15 protein-coding genes and 1 other RNA gene are annotated in these 15,131 nt (G+C 68.6%); 10 read left to right on the plus strand and 6 right to left on the minus strand.

What is annotated here, in order from left to right:
- The first annotated feature begins 73 nt into the window (after positions 1–73).
- Positions 74–1,729 carry an energy-dependent translational throttle protein EttA gene (ettA, locus tag AC5JCN_RS02845; protein WP_495753486.1) on the plus strand — a complete coding sequence of 552 codons (1,656 nt, stop codon included), beginning with the start codon at positions 74–76 and terminating at the stop codon, positions 1,727–1,729.
- 76 nt (positions 1,730–1,805) lie between these two features.
- Here ettA and AC5JCN_RS02850 read toward each other — a convergent pair whose 3' ends face one another.
- Both AC5JCN_RS02850 and AC5JCN_RS02855 read right to left on the minus strand, forming a co-directional pair.
- A complete protein-coding gene (locus AC5JCN_RS02850) occupies positions 1,806–2,159 on the minus strand; it encodes a helix-turn-helix domain-containing protein (RefSeq protein ID WP_495753487.1) in 354 nt (117 codons plus the stop codon).
- 35 nt (positions 2,160–2,194) lie between these two features.
- Entirely contained in the window at positions 2,195–2,578 is a 384-nt protein-coding gene (locus tag AC5JCN_RS02855; RefSeq protein ID WP_495753488.1) for a type II toxin-antitoxin system RelE/ParE family toxin, read from the minus strand.
- 188 nt (positions 2,579–2,766) lie between these two features.
- Between AC5JCN_RS02855 and AC5JCN_RS02860 the strand changes: the two genes are divergently transcribed.
- The 5 genes from AC5JCN_RS02860 to metF all read left to right on the plus strand — a co-directional run bounded on the left by AC5JCN_RS02860 (position 2,767) and on the right by metF (position 8,260).
- Positions 2,767–4,257 (plus strand): AMP nucleosidase, encoded by a 1,491-nt coding sequence (locus tag AC5JCN_RS02860; protein ID WP_495753489.1) that lies wholly within the window; start codon positions 2,767–2,769, stop codon positions 4,255–4,257.
- Between the two features lie 263 nt (positions 4,258–4,520).
- Positions 4,521–5,231, plus strand: a complete 711-nt coding sequence (locus tag AC5JCN_RS02865) for a B3/B4 domain-containing protein (RefSeq protein WP_495753490.1) — start codon at positions 4,521–4,523, stop codon at positions 5,229–5,231.
- Between the two features lie 99 nt (positions 5,232–5,330).
- A complete protein-coding gene (locus AC5JCN_RS02870) occupies positions 5,331–6,200 on the plus strand; it encodes a DMT family transporter (RefSeq protein WP_495753491.1) in 870 nt (289 codons plus the stop codon).
- 141 nt (positions 6,201–6,341) lie between these two features.
- On the plus strand, positions 6,342–7,352 hold the full coding sequence (locus AC5JCN_RS02875; protein ID WP_495753492.1) for an ArsR/SmtB family transcription factor: 1,011 nt from the start codon (positions 6,342–6,344) through the stop codon (positions 7,350–7,352).
- Positions 7,352–8,260, plus strand: coding sequence for a methylenetetrahydrofolate reductase [NAD(P)H] (gene metF / locus AC5JCN_RS02880; protein ID WP_495753493.1), 909 nt, complete (start codon positions 7,352–7,354; stop codon positions 8,258–8,260). The genes AC5JCN_RS02875 and metF overlap by 1 nt, the downstream gene beginning before the upstream one ends.
- Before the next feature lie 9 nt (positions 8,261–8,269).
- Here the strand turns inward: metF and AC5JCN_RS02885 are convergent, their stop codons facing one another.
- The 4 genes from AC5JCN_RS02885 to AC5JCN_RS02900 form a co-directional block, all read right to left on the minus strand.
- Entirely contained in the window at positions 8,270–8,731 is a 462-nt protein-coding gene (locus AC5JCN_RS02885; protein WP_495753494.1) for a DUF2852 domain-containing protein, read from the minus strand.
- A 207-nt stretch (positions 8,732–8,938) separates the two neighbouring features.
- Positions 8,939–9,703, minus strand: coding sequence for an N-acetylmuramoyl-L-alanine amidase (locus AC5JCN_RS02890; protein ID WP_495753495.1), 765 nt, complete (start codon positions 9,701–9,703; stop codon positions 8,939–8,941).
- A gap of 11 nt (positions 9,704–9,714) precedes the next feature.
- Positions 9,715–10,425: a TerB family tellurite resistance protein gene (locus AC5JCN_RS02895; protein WP_495753496.1), complete on the minus strand. Its 711-nt coding sequence runs from the start codon at positions 10,423–10,425 to the stop codon at positions 9,715–9,717.
- Between the two features lie 177 nt (positions 10,426–10,602).
- On the minus strand, positions 10,603–10,863 hold the full coding sequence (locus AC5JCN_RS02900; protein ID WP_495753497.1) for a YMGG-like glycine zipper-containing protein: 261 nt from the start codon (positions 10,861–10,863) through the stop codon (positions 10,603–10,605).
- A 356-nt stretch (positions 10,864–11,219) separates the two neighbouring features.
- On the opposite strand from AC5JCN_RS02900, the gene AC5JCN_RS02905 reads away from it, so the two are divergent.
- The 4 genes from AC5JCN_RS02905 (at position 11,220) to AC5JCN_RS02920 (ending at position 15,047) form a co-directional block, all read left to right on the plus strand.
- Complete coding sequence (locus tag AC5JCN_RS02905; RefSeq protein ID WP_495753498.1) at positions 11,220–11,708, plus strand: lytic transglycosylase domain-containing protein; 489 nt, start codon at positions 11,220–11,222, stop codon at positions 11,706–11,708.
- Between the two features lie 62 nt (positions 11,709–11,770).
- Positions 11,771–12,400: a lytic transglycosylase domain-containing protein gene (locus tag AC5JCN_RS02910; protein ID WP_495753499.1), complete on the plus strand. Its 630-nt coding sequence runs from the start codon at positions 11,771–11,773 to the stop codon at positions 12,398–12,400.
- Positions 12,401–12,458: 58 nt separating this feature from the next.
- Positions 12,459–12,859: RNase P RNA component class A (gene rnpB, locus AC5JCN_RS02915), an RNA gene on the plus strand.
- Positions 12,860–13,628: 769 nt separating this feature from the next.
- On the plus strand, positions 13,629–15,047 hold the full coding sequence (locus tag AC5JCN_RS02920; RefSeq protein WP_495753500.1) for a cytochrome P450: 1,419 nt from the start codon (positions 13,629–13,631) through the stop codon (positions 15,045–15,047).
- Positions 15,048–15,131 lie beyond the last annotated feature (84 nt).

Here is a 15,131-nt window from a genome sequence, read left to right on the forward strand (position 1 = left end):
CTTGCCGCGCCGCGCGGGCGCAGCTAGATAGTCGGCACGTTTTCCGATCTCGCGCGCACAGAGAAGGGCGGCCATGGCCTCCTACCAGTATGTCTATCACATGCAGGGCCTCACCAAGTCCTATCCGGGCGGGAAGAAGGTCCTCGACAACGTCCATCTCTCCTTCTACCCGACGGCCAAGATCGGCGTGCTCGGCGTCAACGGCTCCGGTAAGTCGACCCTGCTGCGCATCATGGCGGGGATCGACAAGGAGTTTTCGGGCGATGGCTGGGTCGCCGAGGGAGCCCGCGTCGGCTATCTCGAGCAGGAGCCGCGTCTCGACGAGTCCAAGACCGTCCGCGAGAACGTGATGGAGGGCGTTGCGTCGCAGCAGGCCGTGCTCGACCGCTACAACGAACTCGCCATGAACTATTCGGACGAGACGGCGGACGAGATGATGGCGTTGCAGGACGAGATCGAGGCCAAGGGCCTGTGGGATCTCGACAGCAAGGTCGACCAGGCGATGGACGCCCTGCGCTGCCCGCCGGACGACTCCGACGTGAGCAAGCTTTCAGGCGGCGAACGCCGCCGCGTCGCCCTGTGCCGGCTGCTGCTGAGCCAGCCCGAGCTGCTGCTGCTCGACGAGCCCACCAACCATCTCGACGCCGAGTCGATCGCCTGGCTGGAAGGGCACCTGCGCAACTATCCCGGCGCGATCCTGATCGTCACCCATGACCGCTACTTCCTCGACAACGTCACGGGCTGGATTCTCGAGCTCGACCGCGGCCGCGGCATCCCCTACGAGGGCAACTACTCCTCCTGGCTGGAGCAGAAGCAGAAGCGCCTGCAGCAGGAAGGCCGCGAGGAAGAGGCGCGCCAGCGGTCGCTGGAGCGCGAGCGCGAGTGGATCTCGGCGTCGCCCAAGGCGCGCCAGGCCAAGTCGAAGGCCCGCATCCAGCGCTATGAGGATCTCGTCGCCAAGCAGTCCGACAAGGCACCGCAGACCGCGCAGATCGTCATCCCGGTGGCCGAGCGGCTCGGCAACAACGTCATCGACTTCGATCACTTGTCGAAGGGTTTTGCCGACAAGCTGCTAATCGACGACCTGTCCTTCAAGCTGCCGCCGGGCGGCATCGTCGGCATCATCGGGCCGAACGGCGCGGGCAAGACCACGCTGTTCCGCATGATCACGGGGGCGGAGAAGCCGGACGGCGGCTCCATCACCATCGGCGAGAGCGTCAACCTCGGCTATGTCGACCAGTCACGCGATGCGCTGGATGCCGGCAAGACCGTCTGGGAGGAGATCTCCGGCGGCAACGACATCATCTACCTCGGCAAGCGCGAGGTGAACTCGCGCGCCTATTGCGCGGCGTTCAACTTCAAGGGCGGCGACCAGCAGAAGAAGGTCGGCATGCTCTCGGGCGGCGAGCGCAACCGCGTCCACCTTGCCAAGATGCTGAAGAGCGGCGCCAACCTCCTGCTGCTCGACGAGCCGACCAACGACCTCGACGTCGACACGCTGCGCGCGCTGGAAGAGGCGCTGGAGGATTTCGCCGGCTGCGCCGTGGTCATCAGCCATGATCGCTTCTTCCTCGACCGCATCGCCACGCACATCCTCGCCTTCGAGGGCGAAAGCCATGTCGAATGGTTCGAGGGCAACTTCCAGGACTATGAGGAAGACAAGAAGCGGCGGCTGGGCCTCGACAGCACCATCCCGCACCGGATCAAGTACAAGAAGCTGACGCGCTGAGGGAGGTCGCTTTCTCCGGCGAGCGGAGTTTCTCCCGCTGTCTCGCGAAAGGCCCCGGCTGCAACCGGGGCCTTTTTCATGCGGCCGCGCGTGGCCTTGGCTTGCTGGTCTTGACGGTGGCGCGCCCTGGGCGCCTTGCCTGAGGCTGGCTGATTTTCAGTTCCACATTCATGTTGAGGCGCGTGAGAAAGCTGACGAGACGGTCGAGCGAAAAGCCGCGCAGCTTGCCCCGGAGCAGGTTCGACACGTCGGGTTGCGCGAGCCCCAATTGATCGGCGGCTGCCTTCTGTGTCATCCCCTTCGCGCGGATCGCGTCGCCGATGACCATCGCAACCTCGGCCTTCAACCGCATTTCCGCGGCGTTGTCGAAGCCGACGTCGTCGAAGACATTGCCGCTGCCGGGCACGAAATCCGGTGCCGCTTGATCCATGCCGGGAACTCCTCTGTCTGCCGATCTTCGAAGGCTCACTGCTGTTTCTTTCCCGTCTGCCGCGCGGCTTGATCATGCGCGACGGCTGCCTTGAGGCGAGCCTCAATGAGGTCGATTTCGGACCGGGGTGTCTTCACTCCTGTTTTCGACTTCTTCTTGAAGGCGTGCAGGACATAAACGGCGGTCGAGAGCTTGGCGGTGTAGACCGCCCGGTAGGTTCCTCTGTCATAGTTCTCCACGACTTCCATCACGCCTCCGCCCCTGAAGCCCTTCATGGCCTTGGCATCGGGATGGGTGGGTCCCGACGACGCCATCGCAATTGCGTAGGCGAATGTTTCCCGCACCTCAGGCGGCATGGATCTCAAGTCCTTCAGGGCGGACGCGATCCAGACGACCGGCTTCGCGTTCGGTGGAAGCATGCCCGCAATCCGAAGAACAACATAGCAATTCAAATATGAAAAGCTTAGGGTATCTACTATCATCCTGCAATGTTCGAGGTGACAGGACTGGCGCCGTATGGACCCGCATCGCCGGCGCTCCGACCGTCATGCTGGACGCCCCATCGTCGCGCGCCTATGTCAGGCTTCACGCAAGAGGAGCCCCAACCGTGAGCGCATCTTCCGGCCTGTCAGCCCTCCATGCGGGGCGCGCCCAAGTCGAAACCGCGGAGGAGGCGGTCGACCGCCTCACGGAGCTGTACGAGCAGGCGTCCTCCTCGCTGCACGATGCCGTCGAGCGCTTCTTCCGCGAGGGCACGCCGCCGACGCCGGAGCAGCGTGCCGGCTTCCGCTATCCCGAGCTGGCGCTGACCTATTGGCCCGAGGGCGTGCCGGCGACCAACCGGCGCGCCTTCGCCAAGTTTCCCGCGCCGGGCGTCTACACGACCACGATCACCCAGCCGGCGGCGTTCCGGGCCTACCTGCTGGAGCAGCTGCGCCCGCTGGTCTCAGAGTTCGGGGCGCGCATCGAGGTCGGCCTCGGGCGGCAGGAGATCCCGTACCCCTACGTCTTCGAGCGCGGCGACGAGCTCGGGCGCGGCAATGTCACGGCGGCCGAACTCGCGGTGCACTTTCCCACCCCGCTCCTGGCCGTCGTCGGCGACGAGATCGCTGACGGTACATTCGAGCTCTCGGAGGGTGAGCCGCGGCCGCTGGCGCTCTTCGACGCGCCGCGCGTCGACTATTCGCTTCGGCGGCTCGTCCACTACACGGGCACCGACTGGCGGTCCGTGCAGCCGTGGATCCTGCTGACCAACTACCACCGCTATGTCGACCAGTTCATCCGCTGGGGCTTGGAGCAGGTTCGCCGTCCCGGCGCGCGGGAGAAGCTCGTCCTGCCCGGGGGCGTGTCCATCTCCGCCGACACACCGCAGGCGGAGGCGGACGCGATGGTGGCCGCCGCGCCGTGGCATCGCTTCCAGATGCCGGCCTACCACCTCGTCGCGCCGGAGCGGCAGGGCGTGACGCTGGTCAATATCGGCGTCGGCCCGTCCAACGCCAAGAACATCACCGACCACCTCGCCGTGCTGCGCCCGCATGCCTGGCTCATGGTCGGGCATTGCGGTGGCCTGCGGCAGTCGCAACAGATCGGCGACTACGTGCTCGCCCACGCCTATCTGCGGCAGGATCGCATCCTCGACAGCCTCATTCCCACCGACATGCCGATCCCGGCTCTGGCCGAGGTGCAGCTGGCGCTGCAGGAGGCGGCGGCGCGTGTCACGGGCGACAGGGGAGAGGCGCTGAAGCGGCGGCTTCGGACGGGCACCGTCGTCACCAATGACGACCGCAACTGGGAGCTGCGCTGGAGCCAGGAGCGCCGCCGCATCAACCTGTCGCGCGCCATCGCCGTCGACATGGAGAGCGGCACGCTCGCAGCACAGGGCTTCCGGCTGCGGGTGCCCTACGGCACGCTGCTCTGCGTCTCCGACAAGCCCCTGCACGGCGAGATCAAGCTGCCCGGCGCCGCCAACGCCTTCTACGAGCGGGCCGTCGGCGAGCATCTCGCCATCGGCATCGCGGCGCTGGAGATCCTGCGCGGCGATCGCGAAAACCTGCACTCGAGGAAGCTCAGAAGCTTCGACGAGCCGCCGTTCCGGTAGGCGTCACACCCTCACCCTTACCCTCTCCCACACGGGAGAGGGGGACTTTGACGTACTCGTTCGTTCTGCGACGGCGAAGCCTGGCTCCGCCTTTTTTGCTACAGGCTCGACGTGGAAGTCTCCCTCTCCCGTGTGGGAGAGGGATGCAGGGTGAGGGTTTCGCGCGTGCCCGGGATCGCGAGCCCGCCAAAATTGTTGACGCGGCTTGACAGCCCCGTCCCGATTGGCAACCCACGTTGCCAGTCAATCCCCTGGACTCCGCCATGCCCGTCACCGTCACCATCGAAGAGCTCGTCGCCTCCTTCCCCGCCTTCGAGGCGGCCGTCGTCGTGGCGGAGGGGCTGTCGATCCCGCAGGAGCGGCCGGCGGAGCTCGACGCGTTGATCGCGGAGCGGGAGGCGGCATGCCGGGCCCGGTGGGGCGGGACGGATCTGTCGGCCACCCCCGGGATCGCGGCGTGGCGCAGCGCCTACAAGGGCTTCGGGATCAAGAAGACGAGCTACCGCTGCTCGGTCGAGCGGCTGGTGAAAAACGTGCTGGCGGACCGCACGCTGCCGCGCATCAACGGCTTCGTGGACGCCTACAACGCCGTGTCGCTCGCACATGTGCTGTGCGTCGGCGCGGACGACGTCGACAAGACGCAGGGGCCCTACGCCTTCCGCTTCTCGCGGCCGGACGACACCTTCGTCGACATGGCGGCGCAGGAAGGAGAGGACCCGCACGATCCCCCGAAGCCCGGCGAGGTGGTCTATGCCGACACACGCCACGTGCTGTGCAGGCGCTGGAACTGGCGGCAGGACGCCCGCAGCATCATCACGCCGGAGACGAGGCGGGCCATCGTGACCCTGCAGGCGAACGGTGAGGGGAGCGCGGCTGCCGCGGCCGACGACCTCGTCGGGTTGCTCTCGCGCTTCACCGGTGCGACCTGCCGGGTGGCGATCGTCAATGCCGGGCGGCCGACGGTCGAGGTATGAGCGTCTCGCGGACTGATCGGATCCATCAGTTCTCGGAATTGGCGGGGCTTTCCCGCCACGGCTAGGGTGCCGTCCCGCTCACCGCGAGTTTTCCCCGCCATGCCGCGCCAGACACTCGGCCTCCTGCTGGGCTTCGTCGGCGTGCTCATCTTCGGCGCCACGCTGCCGATGACGCGCATCGCCGTCGCCCATCTCGACCCGTGGTTCGTCACCACGGGCCGCGCCGTCGTGGCGGGAGCAGCGGCGCTGGTCCTTCTGGTGGTGCTGCGCCGGCCCGTACCGCCGCCCTTCGTGCTGGTGAAGCTGGCCGCCGCGGCCGCGCTGCTCGTCTTCGGCTTTCCCGGCTTCTCGGCCTTCGCCATGCGCAGCGTTCCGGCCGCGCATGGCGGCGTCGTGCTGGGCATCCTGCCGCTCGCCACCGCAGTCATCGGCGCGGTGTTCACGCGCGACAGGCCGCCGTCGGCCTTCTGGCTCTGGGCGGTCGCGGGGGCGGCGATCGTCGTCGTATTCTCGCTGCGGCAAGGCGGCGGACATGTCGAGCCGGGGGACCTGCTGCTGATCGGCGCCATCGCGAGCGCTGCGACGGGCTACGTCATCTCCGCCCAGCTCACGCGTACGATGCCGGGCTGGGAGGTGATCTCGTGGGCGGTCGTGCTGGCACTGCCGGCCACCATCCCCGTGACATGGCTGCACGCGCCGCCCCTGCCGGCCGAGGTGCCGTGGCAGGCCTGGGGGGCGTTTCTCTATCTCGGGTTGATGAGCCAATACATCGGCTTCTTCGCCTGGAATGCGGGGCTGGCACTCGGCGGAGTGGCGCGGGTGTCGCAGGTTCAGCTGCTGCAGACCTTCGTCACCCTGTCGCTGGCCTCCCTGCTGGCCGGAGAGCCACTGGAGCCGCTGACATGGCTGGCCGCGCTGGCGGTGGTGGCGACGGTGCTGCTCGGCCGAAAGGCCGGCGCAAGGCGCTGATCGAAAATTCCGGACAATTCGACGGAAGCGGGTGATCCAGGCGACACCTTCTGGCCGTTGCGCGACACTTTGCTGTTGCGATGAATTGGATACGCATATAAACATATCTTTATGTGAAGTTCGACCGAGCCAAAGGTTTGCATGTCCCCGTCAGGATCCGAGAAGACGCTCCCGCTCGACGATCTCGTCGTCGCACTTCGGGCTGCCGGGGAGGACACGAGGCTGCGGGTCCTGGCCCTGCTCGCCGAGGGCGAGTTGAACGTCTCGGACCTCACCGAGATCCTCGGCCAGTCTCAGCCCCGCATCTCCAGGCACCTGAAGCTGATGGCGGAGGGTGGCCTGATCGTGCGCCACCGGGAGGGCGCCTGGGCCTTCTTCCGCATCGCCGAGCGCACCCCGGCGGGCATGCTGGCACGGAGCCTCGTCGCAGGCCTCGATCCCGCCGATCCCGTCCTGCGTGCCGACCGGGCCCGGCTCGACGCGGTTCGGGCCCAGCGGGCCGAGGCGGCAACCGCCTATTTCGACCGCCACGCCGGCGACTGGGACCGTATCCGCTCCCTGCACGTCCCCGACGAGGCCGTCGAGGCGGCCATCACGGCGCTGGCCGGGCCGGGCCGGCTGCGCGCCGTGCTCGACCTCGGCACCGGCACCGGGCGGATGCTCTCACTCCTCGCGCCGGTGGCGACACGTCTCGTCGGCGTCGATGCCAACCACGCGATGCTCGCCGTCGCCCGAGCCAATCTGGAGAAGGCGGGCCTGCGCCGGGCCGAACTCCGGCAGGGCGACATGTACGCGCTTCCGGTGGAGCGCAACGCCTTCGACCTCGTGGTCGTGCACCAGGTGCTGCACTTCCTCGACGATCCAGCCCGGGCCATCCGCGAGGCGGCGGCGGCGCTGGCCCCCGGCGGCCGGCTGCTGGTCGTCGACTTCGCGCCGCACGACCTCGAATTTCTGCGGGCCGAGCATGCGCACCGGCGGCTCGGTTTCGAAGCCGGCCAGATCGACGGCTGGATGGAGGAGGCCGGGCTCGAGCCGGTGACCCATCGCCTTCTCGCCCCCGGCGCCAGTGCGTCGCCTCAGCTCACCGTTTCGTTCTGGCTCGGGCGCGACCGCCGCGCCGCCGAGCGCGACACCCCCAAGGAGGTCGCCTGATGTCGCTCTCTCCCATCCGCGTCAGCCGCCGCTCCGGCCCGAAGCCGCTCAAGGTGTCGTTCGAGTTCTTTCCGCCCAAGACGGACGAGGCGGAAGCGGCCCTTTGGGAGTCGATCGAGCGCCTCGCGCCCCTGCACCCGGCCTTCGTCTCGGTCACCTACGGTGCCGGCGGCTCGACCCGGGAGCGCACGCAGCAGACCGTGGCGCGCCTCGTCCGGGAGACGGGGCTCGATCCCGCCGCGCACCTGACCTGCGTGGGCGCGAGCCGGGCCGAGATCGGCGATGTCGTCAGGGGCTATGCCGAAGCCGGAGTACGTCACATCGTGGCGCTGCGCGGGGACCCGCCCGGCGGCGTGGGCGAGACCTATGTTCCGCATCCCGAGGGATACCGCACCACCGCAGATCTGGTGAAGGGGATCAGGGAACTTGGCGACTTCGAGATCTCCGTGTCGGCCTATCCCGAGCGGCATCCGGAGAGCCCGTCCTTCGAGCACGATCTCGACGTGCTGCAGGCGAAGGTCGATGCCGGCGCAACCCGCGCCATCACGCAGTTCTTCTTCGATAACGAGGTCTATTTCCGCTACCTCGACAGGGTCCGGTCGCACGGCATCGACATCCCGATCGTGCCCGGCATCGTCCCCGTCCAGAATTTCCGGCAGACCGCCAGTTTCGCGCGGCGGTGCGGAGCGAGCATTCCGCAATGGCTGGCGGACCGGTTCGAGAGCCTCGACGACGATCCCGCCACGCGCCGCCTCATCGCGGCGGCGGTCGCGGCCGAGCAGGTGATCGACCTGCTCGACCGCGGTGTCCGCGAGTTTCACTTCTACACGATGAACCGCGCGGACCTCGTCTATGCCATCTGCCATCTGCTCGGGCTCAGGCCCGAGCCGCTGCAGAAGGCCGCCTGATCACGCGCCTCAGGCACGGCCGGAGTTGCGCGCCTGGCGGAAGCGCTCGTAGACGTCGCGGTCGCCGCTGCGCTCGGCCGCCAGGAACGCCCTGAAGGCCTCGGCCTCGTCGACGATGCGCTGCCGCTCCGCCTCGGTGCGCGACCACTTCTCGCGGATCTCTGCGTCGAAGGCCGCATTGCCGGTTTGAGGCGGCTCGGCGCTCGCCGCGAACGGGTTGACGGTCCGGGCCTGCTGGCCCCCGAAGCCGTTGGCCACCGTGTCGAACAGGCCCTGCAGCCGAGCGAAGCCGGTCTGCAGCAGAACGCCGAGGTCCTGCGGGTTGGGCTGCCTGTCGTTCCACAGTTTCCAGGCCAGCACGATGAGACCGACGGGCCAGTAGATGGCGAAGGCGATGAGCAGCACCACGATATCGAGGGGCTTCCACCGCCAGCCATAGCCGTTGGTCGGGATTTGAGACGAGGGGGACACTTCGGCCTCCAGAGGAAAGTTGCGTGAATTGACCACGCGCTGGCGGCGAAATGGGGGCGGCCGCCCCCCTCCACAAGATCCGGCACCGATGTGGCGCGCCGGGTGGATACGTCGTCTTTGCGAGGAGCGAAGCGACGAAGCAACCCAGGAAGGTGTCGAAAAAGGCCTGGGTTGCTTCGCTCAGCTTGCAATGAGCGGGTGTTGCTCTCAGGTGCCCGTGGCCACGGCAGGGCGGCTCGCCAGAAGGTCGCGGAGCGTCGTCACGGTCGAGACGTCGGCGATGCCGTCCACCGTCTCCGGCCGGAAGTGCCGCTGAAAGGCACGCACCACCGCTTCGGTCTGTTCGTCGAAGACGCCGGTGACGTCGAGCCCGTACCCATAGAGCCCGAGGAGCGCCTGCAGCGCGCGGATCGGCTGCCCCTCGTCGCCGCGGGCGAAGCGAGGGCCCTCGGCGATGGGCGCCGGAGGCACCCAGTGGCCGACGCCGGCTGCGGCCAGCCTGTCCCAGGGAAACTTCTCGCCGGGATCGGCCTTGCGTCGCGGCGCGGTATCGGAATGGGCCAGCACGCGTGCCGGAAGAACGGGATGGCGCGCTGCGATGTCACGGCACAGGGCGATCACGGCCTCGATCTGGACGTCGGGGAAGGGCGGGTAGCCGCCGTCATGGCCGGGATTGACGATCTCGATGCCGATTGAGGCGGAGTTGATGTCTTTTTCGCCCTGCCAGGAGCCGGCGCCGGCGTGCCAGGCGCGCGCCGCCTCCGGCACGAGCTGAAAGACGCGGCCATCCTCCATCACGACATAGTGGCAGGACACGTTCGAGAGCGGGTTGCACAGCCACTGGATGGCCCCCGCCGCGTCCGGCATGCCGGTGTAGTGCAGGAGGATCATGTCCGGCCGGCGCGGCGGCTTGCGCTCGCCCAAATTGGGGGAGGGCACGACCTTCACGGCAAGGGGCGAATCGGGTTGCACGGGCCGGTCCGTCAGCGCAGGCCGCGTTCGGCGGCGATGCGGTCCCACGCGGCGTTGATCGCGGCCAGCCGCGACGTGGCGATGGCGATCGCCTCGGGCGGCAGGCCCAGCGCGATCTGCCGGTCGGGGTGGTACTCGGCCACGAGCTCCCGCCAGCAGCGGCGGAGCTCCGCGTCATCCATGCCGCGGTCGGCGCCGAGCACGAGGTAGGGATCGTCGGCCAGCCGCACATGGCGTGCCTCGATCCGCGCATAGTCCCGCCCGTCGAAGCCGAGAAGATTGCCGACGTCGCGCAGATAGGCCAGCTCGGCCTCGTGCACGGCCCCGTCGGCCTTGGCGATGTGGAAGAGACCGTCGAGCACGTCCTCCAGGATGCCGGGCTCGTCGCGGAAGTGCTCGGCGAGCTGGCTCGCATAGGTCTCGAAACCCGCCGATGTCTCCTTGGCCAGCGCGAACAGGCGCTCGATGCGCGCTGCGTCCGGGCCCTCGACGGTGACGACCTGCCGGAACGCCCGCATCTCGTCGCGGGTCACGACGCCGTCGGCCTTGGCCATCTTGGCGGCCAGCGCGACGAGGCCGGTGGTGAACACGAGCTGTTTGTCGGCGGCGAACAGCCCGCTCGCCCTGTCCGCGACGTAGGACGCGACGGCGCTGACGAGCGCTCCCAGCGGTCCGCCGATGGCGGCCCAGCCGGTGGAGCCGAGCTTGCTCCAGATCGTCATGCAGAGTTCGTCACGATGGTGGGCTCCCGCACTGGATGCCGCGGCCGCAGGGGCCCTCTCTGGTTCGTCCGTGCGGAATGAGGAGCCATCGGGCCCCCGGGGTCAACCCCGCCGGCGGATCGAGCCGCCGGCGGAGGGGCGCGCCACGCGCACCGTTGTCGGAATGGGATGCGCTGCTCAGTACACCACGCACTTCCGGTAGCCGTAGCGGTCGTAGTAGCAGCGGCGCGGTGTCGTCGCGTTGCCGATGACGCCGCCGGCCACTGCGCCGATGGCGCCGCCGGCCAGAGCCGCCCCGGCGGTGCCGCCCGTGGCTGCGCCGATCACGGCGCCAGCCGCGCCGCCGAGGGCCGCGCCCGTCACCGTGCGCTGCTGCTCCTGCTGGCCGCACGCCGTCACCGACAGGGCCACGATGCCCATGGCCAACCACTTCTTCATTGCGATACCTCCCGGTCGATGTCGCAGACAGGCGCATCAATGCGCACTTTTGCCACTCTAGCGAGCGCCGCCGCTCCCGCCAACTGGCAGTTGTGGGTACCCCCGCGCGTATTTGATGAATAGTTAGGTGTTTCTTTCGATGACAAGTTTTCTCAAGAAACGCGTATTCGTCCCAAAGAAGAACGAATCAGATGGTTACTGATCCCTATAGCGAAGCTAGACGCGACCAAATCAGGGAACTTCTGCGTTCGCCACATCTTGGCCTTAATTCAAGGTAGTTTCGCCTGATCACACGCCGGAGGCCACGGCATCGCGCTACTGCAAACGGATAGGGTTCCGTACGAAAGGAGAGGCCTTTGAACACGAAGGCGTACCCCAAAGTCGCGACATGCGGCTTTCTCCTCGCCGCCGGGCTCGCTTCTGCCTCCGTTGCAACCGCCGGTGAGTCTCCCCGATTCGCGTCGAGTGCCGAGATCAGGCAGCTGATCGCCGAGGTTGCGGACGAGGCGGGCATCCCCGCCGAACTCGCAGACGCCGTCGTGCGCATCGAGAGCCGCTACGATCCCCGGGCCCGCTCCCGCGCTCATTTCGGGCTGATGCAGATCAGCCTGCCGACCGCGAGATCGCTCGGTTATGCCGGCGCGGCTGACGGTCTCCTCGACGCCAGGACGAACCTGACCTTCGGCCTGCGTTATCTCGCCAAGGCCTATGAACTGGCTGGCGGGGACACGTGCGGCACCGTGCTGCGCTACCAGGCGGGCCATCGCGCCACGTCCATGACCAAGGCTGCCCAGACCTACTGCACACGGGTGCAGGAGGTCACGCTCGCTTCGGCGCTCTACTGAGCCCCGTTTTTCCAGGAAGTCCGGCGGCCGAAGCCGCCCGCCCTTAGCGTGGAGTATCCCGCATGAAGACCTTCGCCGTCGCGACCTGCGTCACTGTCTGCGGCTTCGCCATGACCCCCGCCGCTTGGGCGGCCGCCAACATGGACATCATCGCCACCGCCAGCCCGGCCGCCTTCTCCCGGCCAGCCGCAAAGGATGCCGGCGAGATCAAGACCGCCAGCCTGTCCACGGCTGACGACGCCTCGGCCGGCGAGGCCACCACGCGCAAGGGCATCCGCAAGGCCCGCAACGGCGCCCTCGGCTACGAGGTGCACAAGCGCTCGCGGGTCGCCGACCTCATCGCCAGGCACGCCGCCGAAGCGGGCGTGCCGGTGCAGCTCGCCGATGCCATCATCCGCATCGAGAGCCGCTACAATCCCGGTGCCCGCAACGGCGGTGCCGTCGGTCTCATGCAGATCAAGCCGCAGACCGCGCGCGGCCTCGGCTATGCCGGCGGCGCCTCGGGCCTGATGAACCCCGACACCAACCTGCGCTACGGCATGCGCTACCTCGCCGCCGCCTACAAGCTGTCGGGCGGGGACACCTGCGCCACCGTGATGCGCTACCAGAGCGGGCACTACGCCAAGCGCATCAACGCGGCCAACCGCGCCTACTGCGCAAAGGCCCGCACCATCATGGCCAGCGGCAACTGACATCGTCTCTCCCCGGTCCGGCTTGACCGGGCCGCGCAACACCCATAGGTCACCCCTGCCAGTCGGCCGGACGGCCGCGGGATCGGGCTTGCCCTGTCTCGAGGAAAGTCCGGGCTCCACGGAAACACGGTGCCGGATAACGTCCGGCGGAGGCGACTCCAGGGACAGTGCCACAGAAAGCAAACCGCCCGGCGTGCGCTCGCGCACGTCCGGGTAAGGGTGAAAGGGTGCGGTAAGAGCGCACCGCGCGACCGGCAACGGGAGCGGCAGGGTAAACCCCACCGGGAGCAAAACCGAATAGGGGCGACGGCGGCGGGCAACCGCCGCGGGGGCGTTTCCGCCCCTTGTCGCCCGGGTTGGTTGCTCGAGGCGGCCGGCAACGGCCGTCCCAGAGGAATGGCCGTCACGTGCGGGGCAACCCGCGCCATACAGAACCTGGCTTACAGGCCGACTGGCGATTTTACTTTAATTCCTGCCCGGCGCCCCTCTGCATCGTGCCGAAAAGAGCGCGGAACCCTCCCCCGTTCACGGGGGAGGGCAGGGAGGGGGGGGGGAGAACCGCCACCGGGCAGAACAGGGCGAACAGCCCTCCTCTGTCGGCTTAGCCGACATCTCCCCCGCCTGGCGGGGGAGAATTTGCGCAGCCCCGGCCCGCGCGTCTCCGGACGCACTCCTTCCCGCCCCGCAAAAGGGCGGGTCTGAAGACCCGCGCTCCGGGACACGGATTGACAAACGGAAAAAATTCCTATATTTCTCCATCACCCTGCCTGGTCGGGACGTCTGCAGCGTCGGCGGTCGTGGGCGGGGGTGGCGGCCCGAGGCGGCCGGGGTGACGCCCGGCGGCTGGAGGCGCGGACCGTCCGGCCCTAAGGAGGATCTCCAGGGGGCTGAAACCCCCCCGGGGACCGGGCGAGCCGTTCTCACGCCACGCGCGGAACGGCGGAGCCCGGCGGCTCCGTGGTCTCCTTCCCCGCATCTCCCCGCCTTCGCCGCGGGGCGAACCGGCCCGCCGTTCCGCGCCCCGGCACGATGGCGCCCTCCGCCCGCATTGCGGCGCGGAGGCGCGGGTGCGCGGGTGCAAGCTGCCTGGCCGGCGGTGACAACCGGTCCCGCCTGGTCATCCCGGGCGCGCTGCAGCTCCGGCCGGGATGACGGGGGCCGGAGGCAGGAAACAGGTCCTGCGCGCGCATGACCGAGACACCATGTATGCTGCGGTGGAGGTCAGGCCATGAGCGAGACGATCGGCCGGGCGAGGCCCGCGCACCAGACTGTACCGGAGGAGCCGAGGCTTCCGGCTCCCCCCGAGCTCGTCCGGGAGCCCGGGCGGCTGGCCTTTCTCTACGGCCTCGCCACCGATCCGCTGGCGTTGTGGACCCGCGAGCACTTCGACGAGCTCGCGCTCGCCAAGAAGGGCGTGCTCGGCGACACCGTGACGTTCAGCGACCCCGCCGCCATCAAACACGTGCTGGTCGACAACTGGCAGAACTACCGCAAGGACCGCATCCAGCAGAACATCCTGCGCCCCCTGCTGGGCGACAGCGTGCTCAACGCGGAGGGCGAGTCCTGGAAGCGGCAGCGGCGCATCATGGCGCCGCTCTTCACGCCGCGCCGCATCGAGGCTTTCGCCGCGCCCATGCGGGCGGTGGCCGAGGAGGTTGTGGACGAATGGGCCGGCCAGGCCGCCCGAGGGACTGCCGTCGTTCGGGTGGACCACGACATGGCCCATCTGGCGCTGGGCGTGCTGTCGCGGACGATCTTCTCGGGCGCGGGACCCGAGCCGAAGGCGGTGACCGACGCCGTGGGGCGCTACCTCCTCACGGCGGGGCGTGTGGACCCGCTGGATGTCCTGGGTGCGCCTTCCTTCATCCCCCGCATCGGGCGGTTGCGCTCGCGGCCGGCCATGCGCGAACTGCTCGGCCTCGTGAACGGCATGGTGGCGGAGGGGCGCAAGGCGGCCGCGTCACAACCTGGAGTCGCATCAGACGCTTCGGCCGATCTCCTCACGGCGCTCCTGAAGGCGCGTGACCCCGAGACCGGGGAGGGGCTGGATGACGAGAGCATCCGCGTCAACGTCCTCACCATCCTCGCCGCCGGCCACGAGACCACCGCCAACGCGCTCACCTGGACCCTGCTGATGCTCGCGCTCCATCCCGGCATCCGGGCGGATTGCGAGGCGGAGGCGGACGCCGCCGGTCCGGAGGCAGGCGAGGATGAGTTGCCGCTGGTGCGCGCCGTGATCGAGGAAAGCATGCGGCTTTATCCGCCGGCCTCGGTCATCACGCGCGCCGCTGTCGACACGGACAGGGCAGGGGGTGTGGATATCCCGGCCGGCGCATTGGTGATCATGTCGCCTTGGCTGGTGCACCGCCACCGGGCGCTGTGGAGCGAGCCCGGCCGGTTCCGGCCCGAGCGCTTCCTGCCCGAGAACCGCGGTGCCATCCCGCGCTTCGCCTATTTGCCCTTCGGCGCTGGTCCGCGCGTGTGCATCGGCGCGGCCTTCGCCATGCAGGAAGCGGTGATCGCGCTCGCTGCCATCCTGCGCCGCGTCCGCCTCGACCTCCCGCCGGGGGCGAAGCCGCCCATGCCCACCCAGAGGATCACCCTGCGCCCGAAAGGCGGGATGCGGATGGTGGTGCGGGCGCGGTAGGGGCGGTCGGCCCGGACCGCGCGTCTCCTGACGCGCAGTCTTGCGGAACGGCCATGCGGGTCTGAAGACCCGCGCTCCGTGGAC

The sequence above is a fragment of the Alsobacter sp. genome (assembly GCF_059501845.1).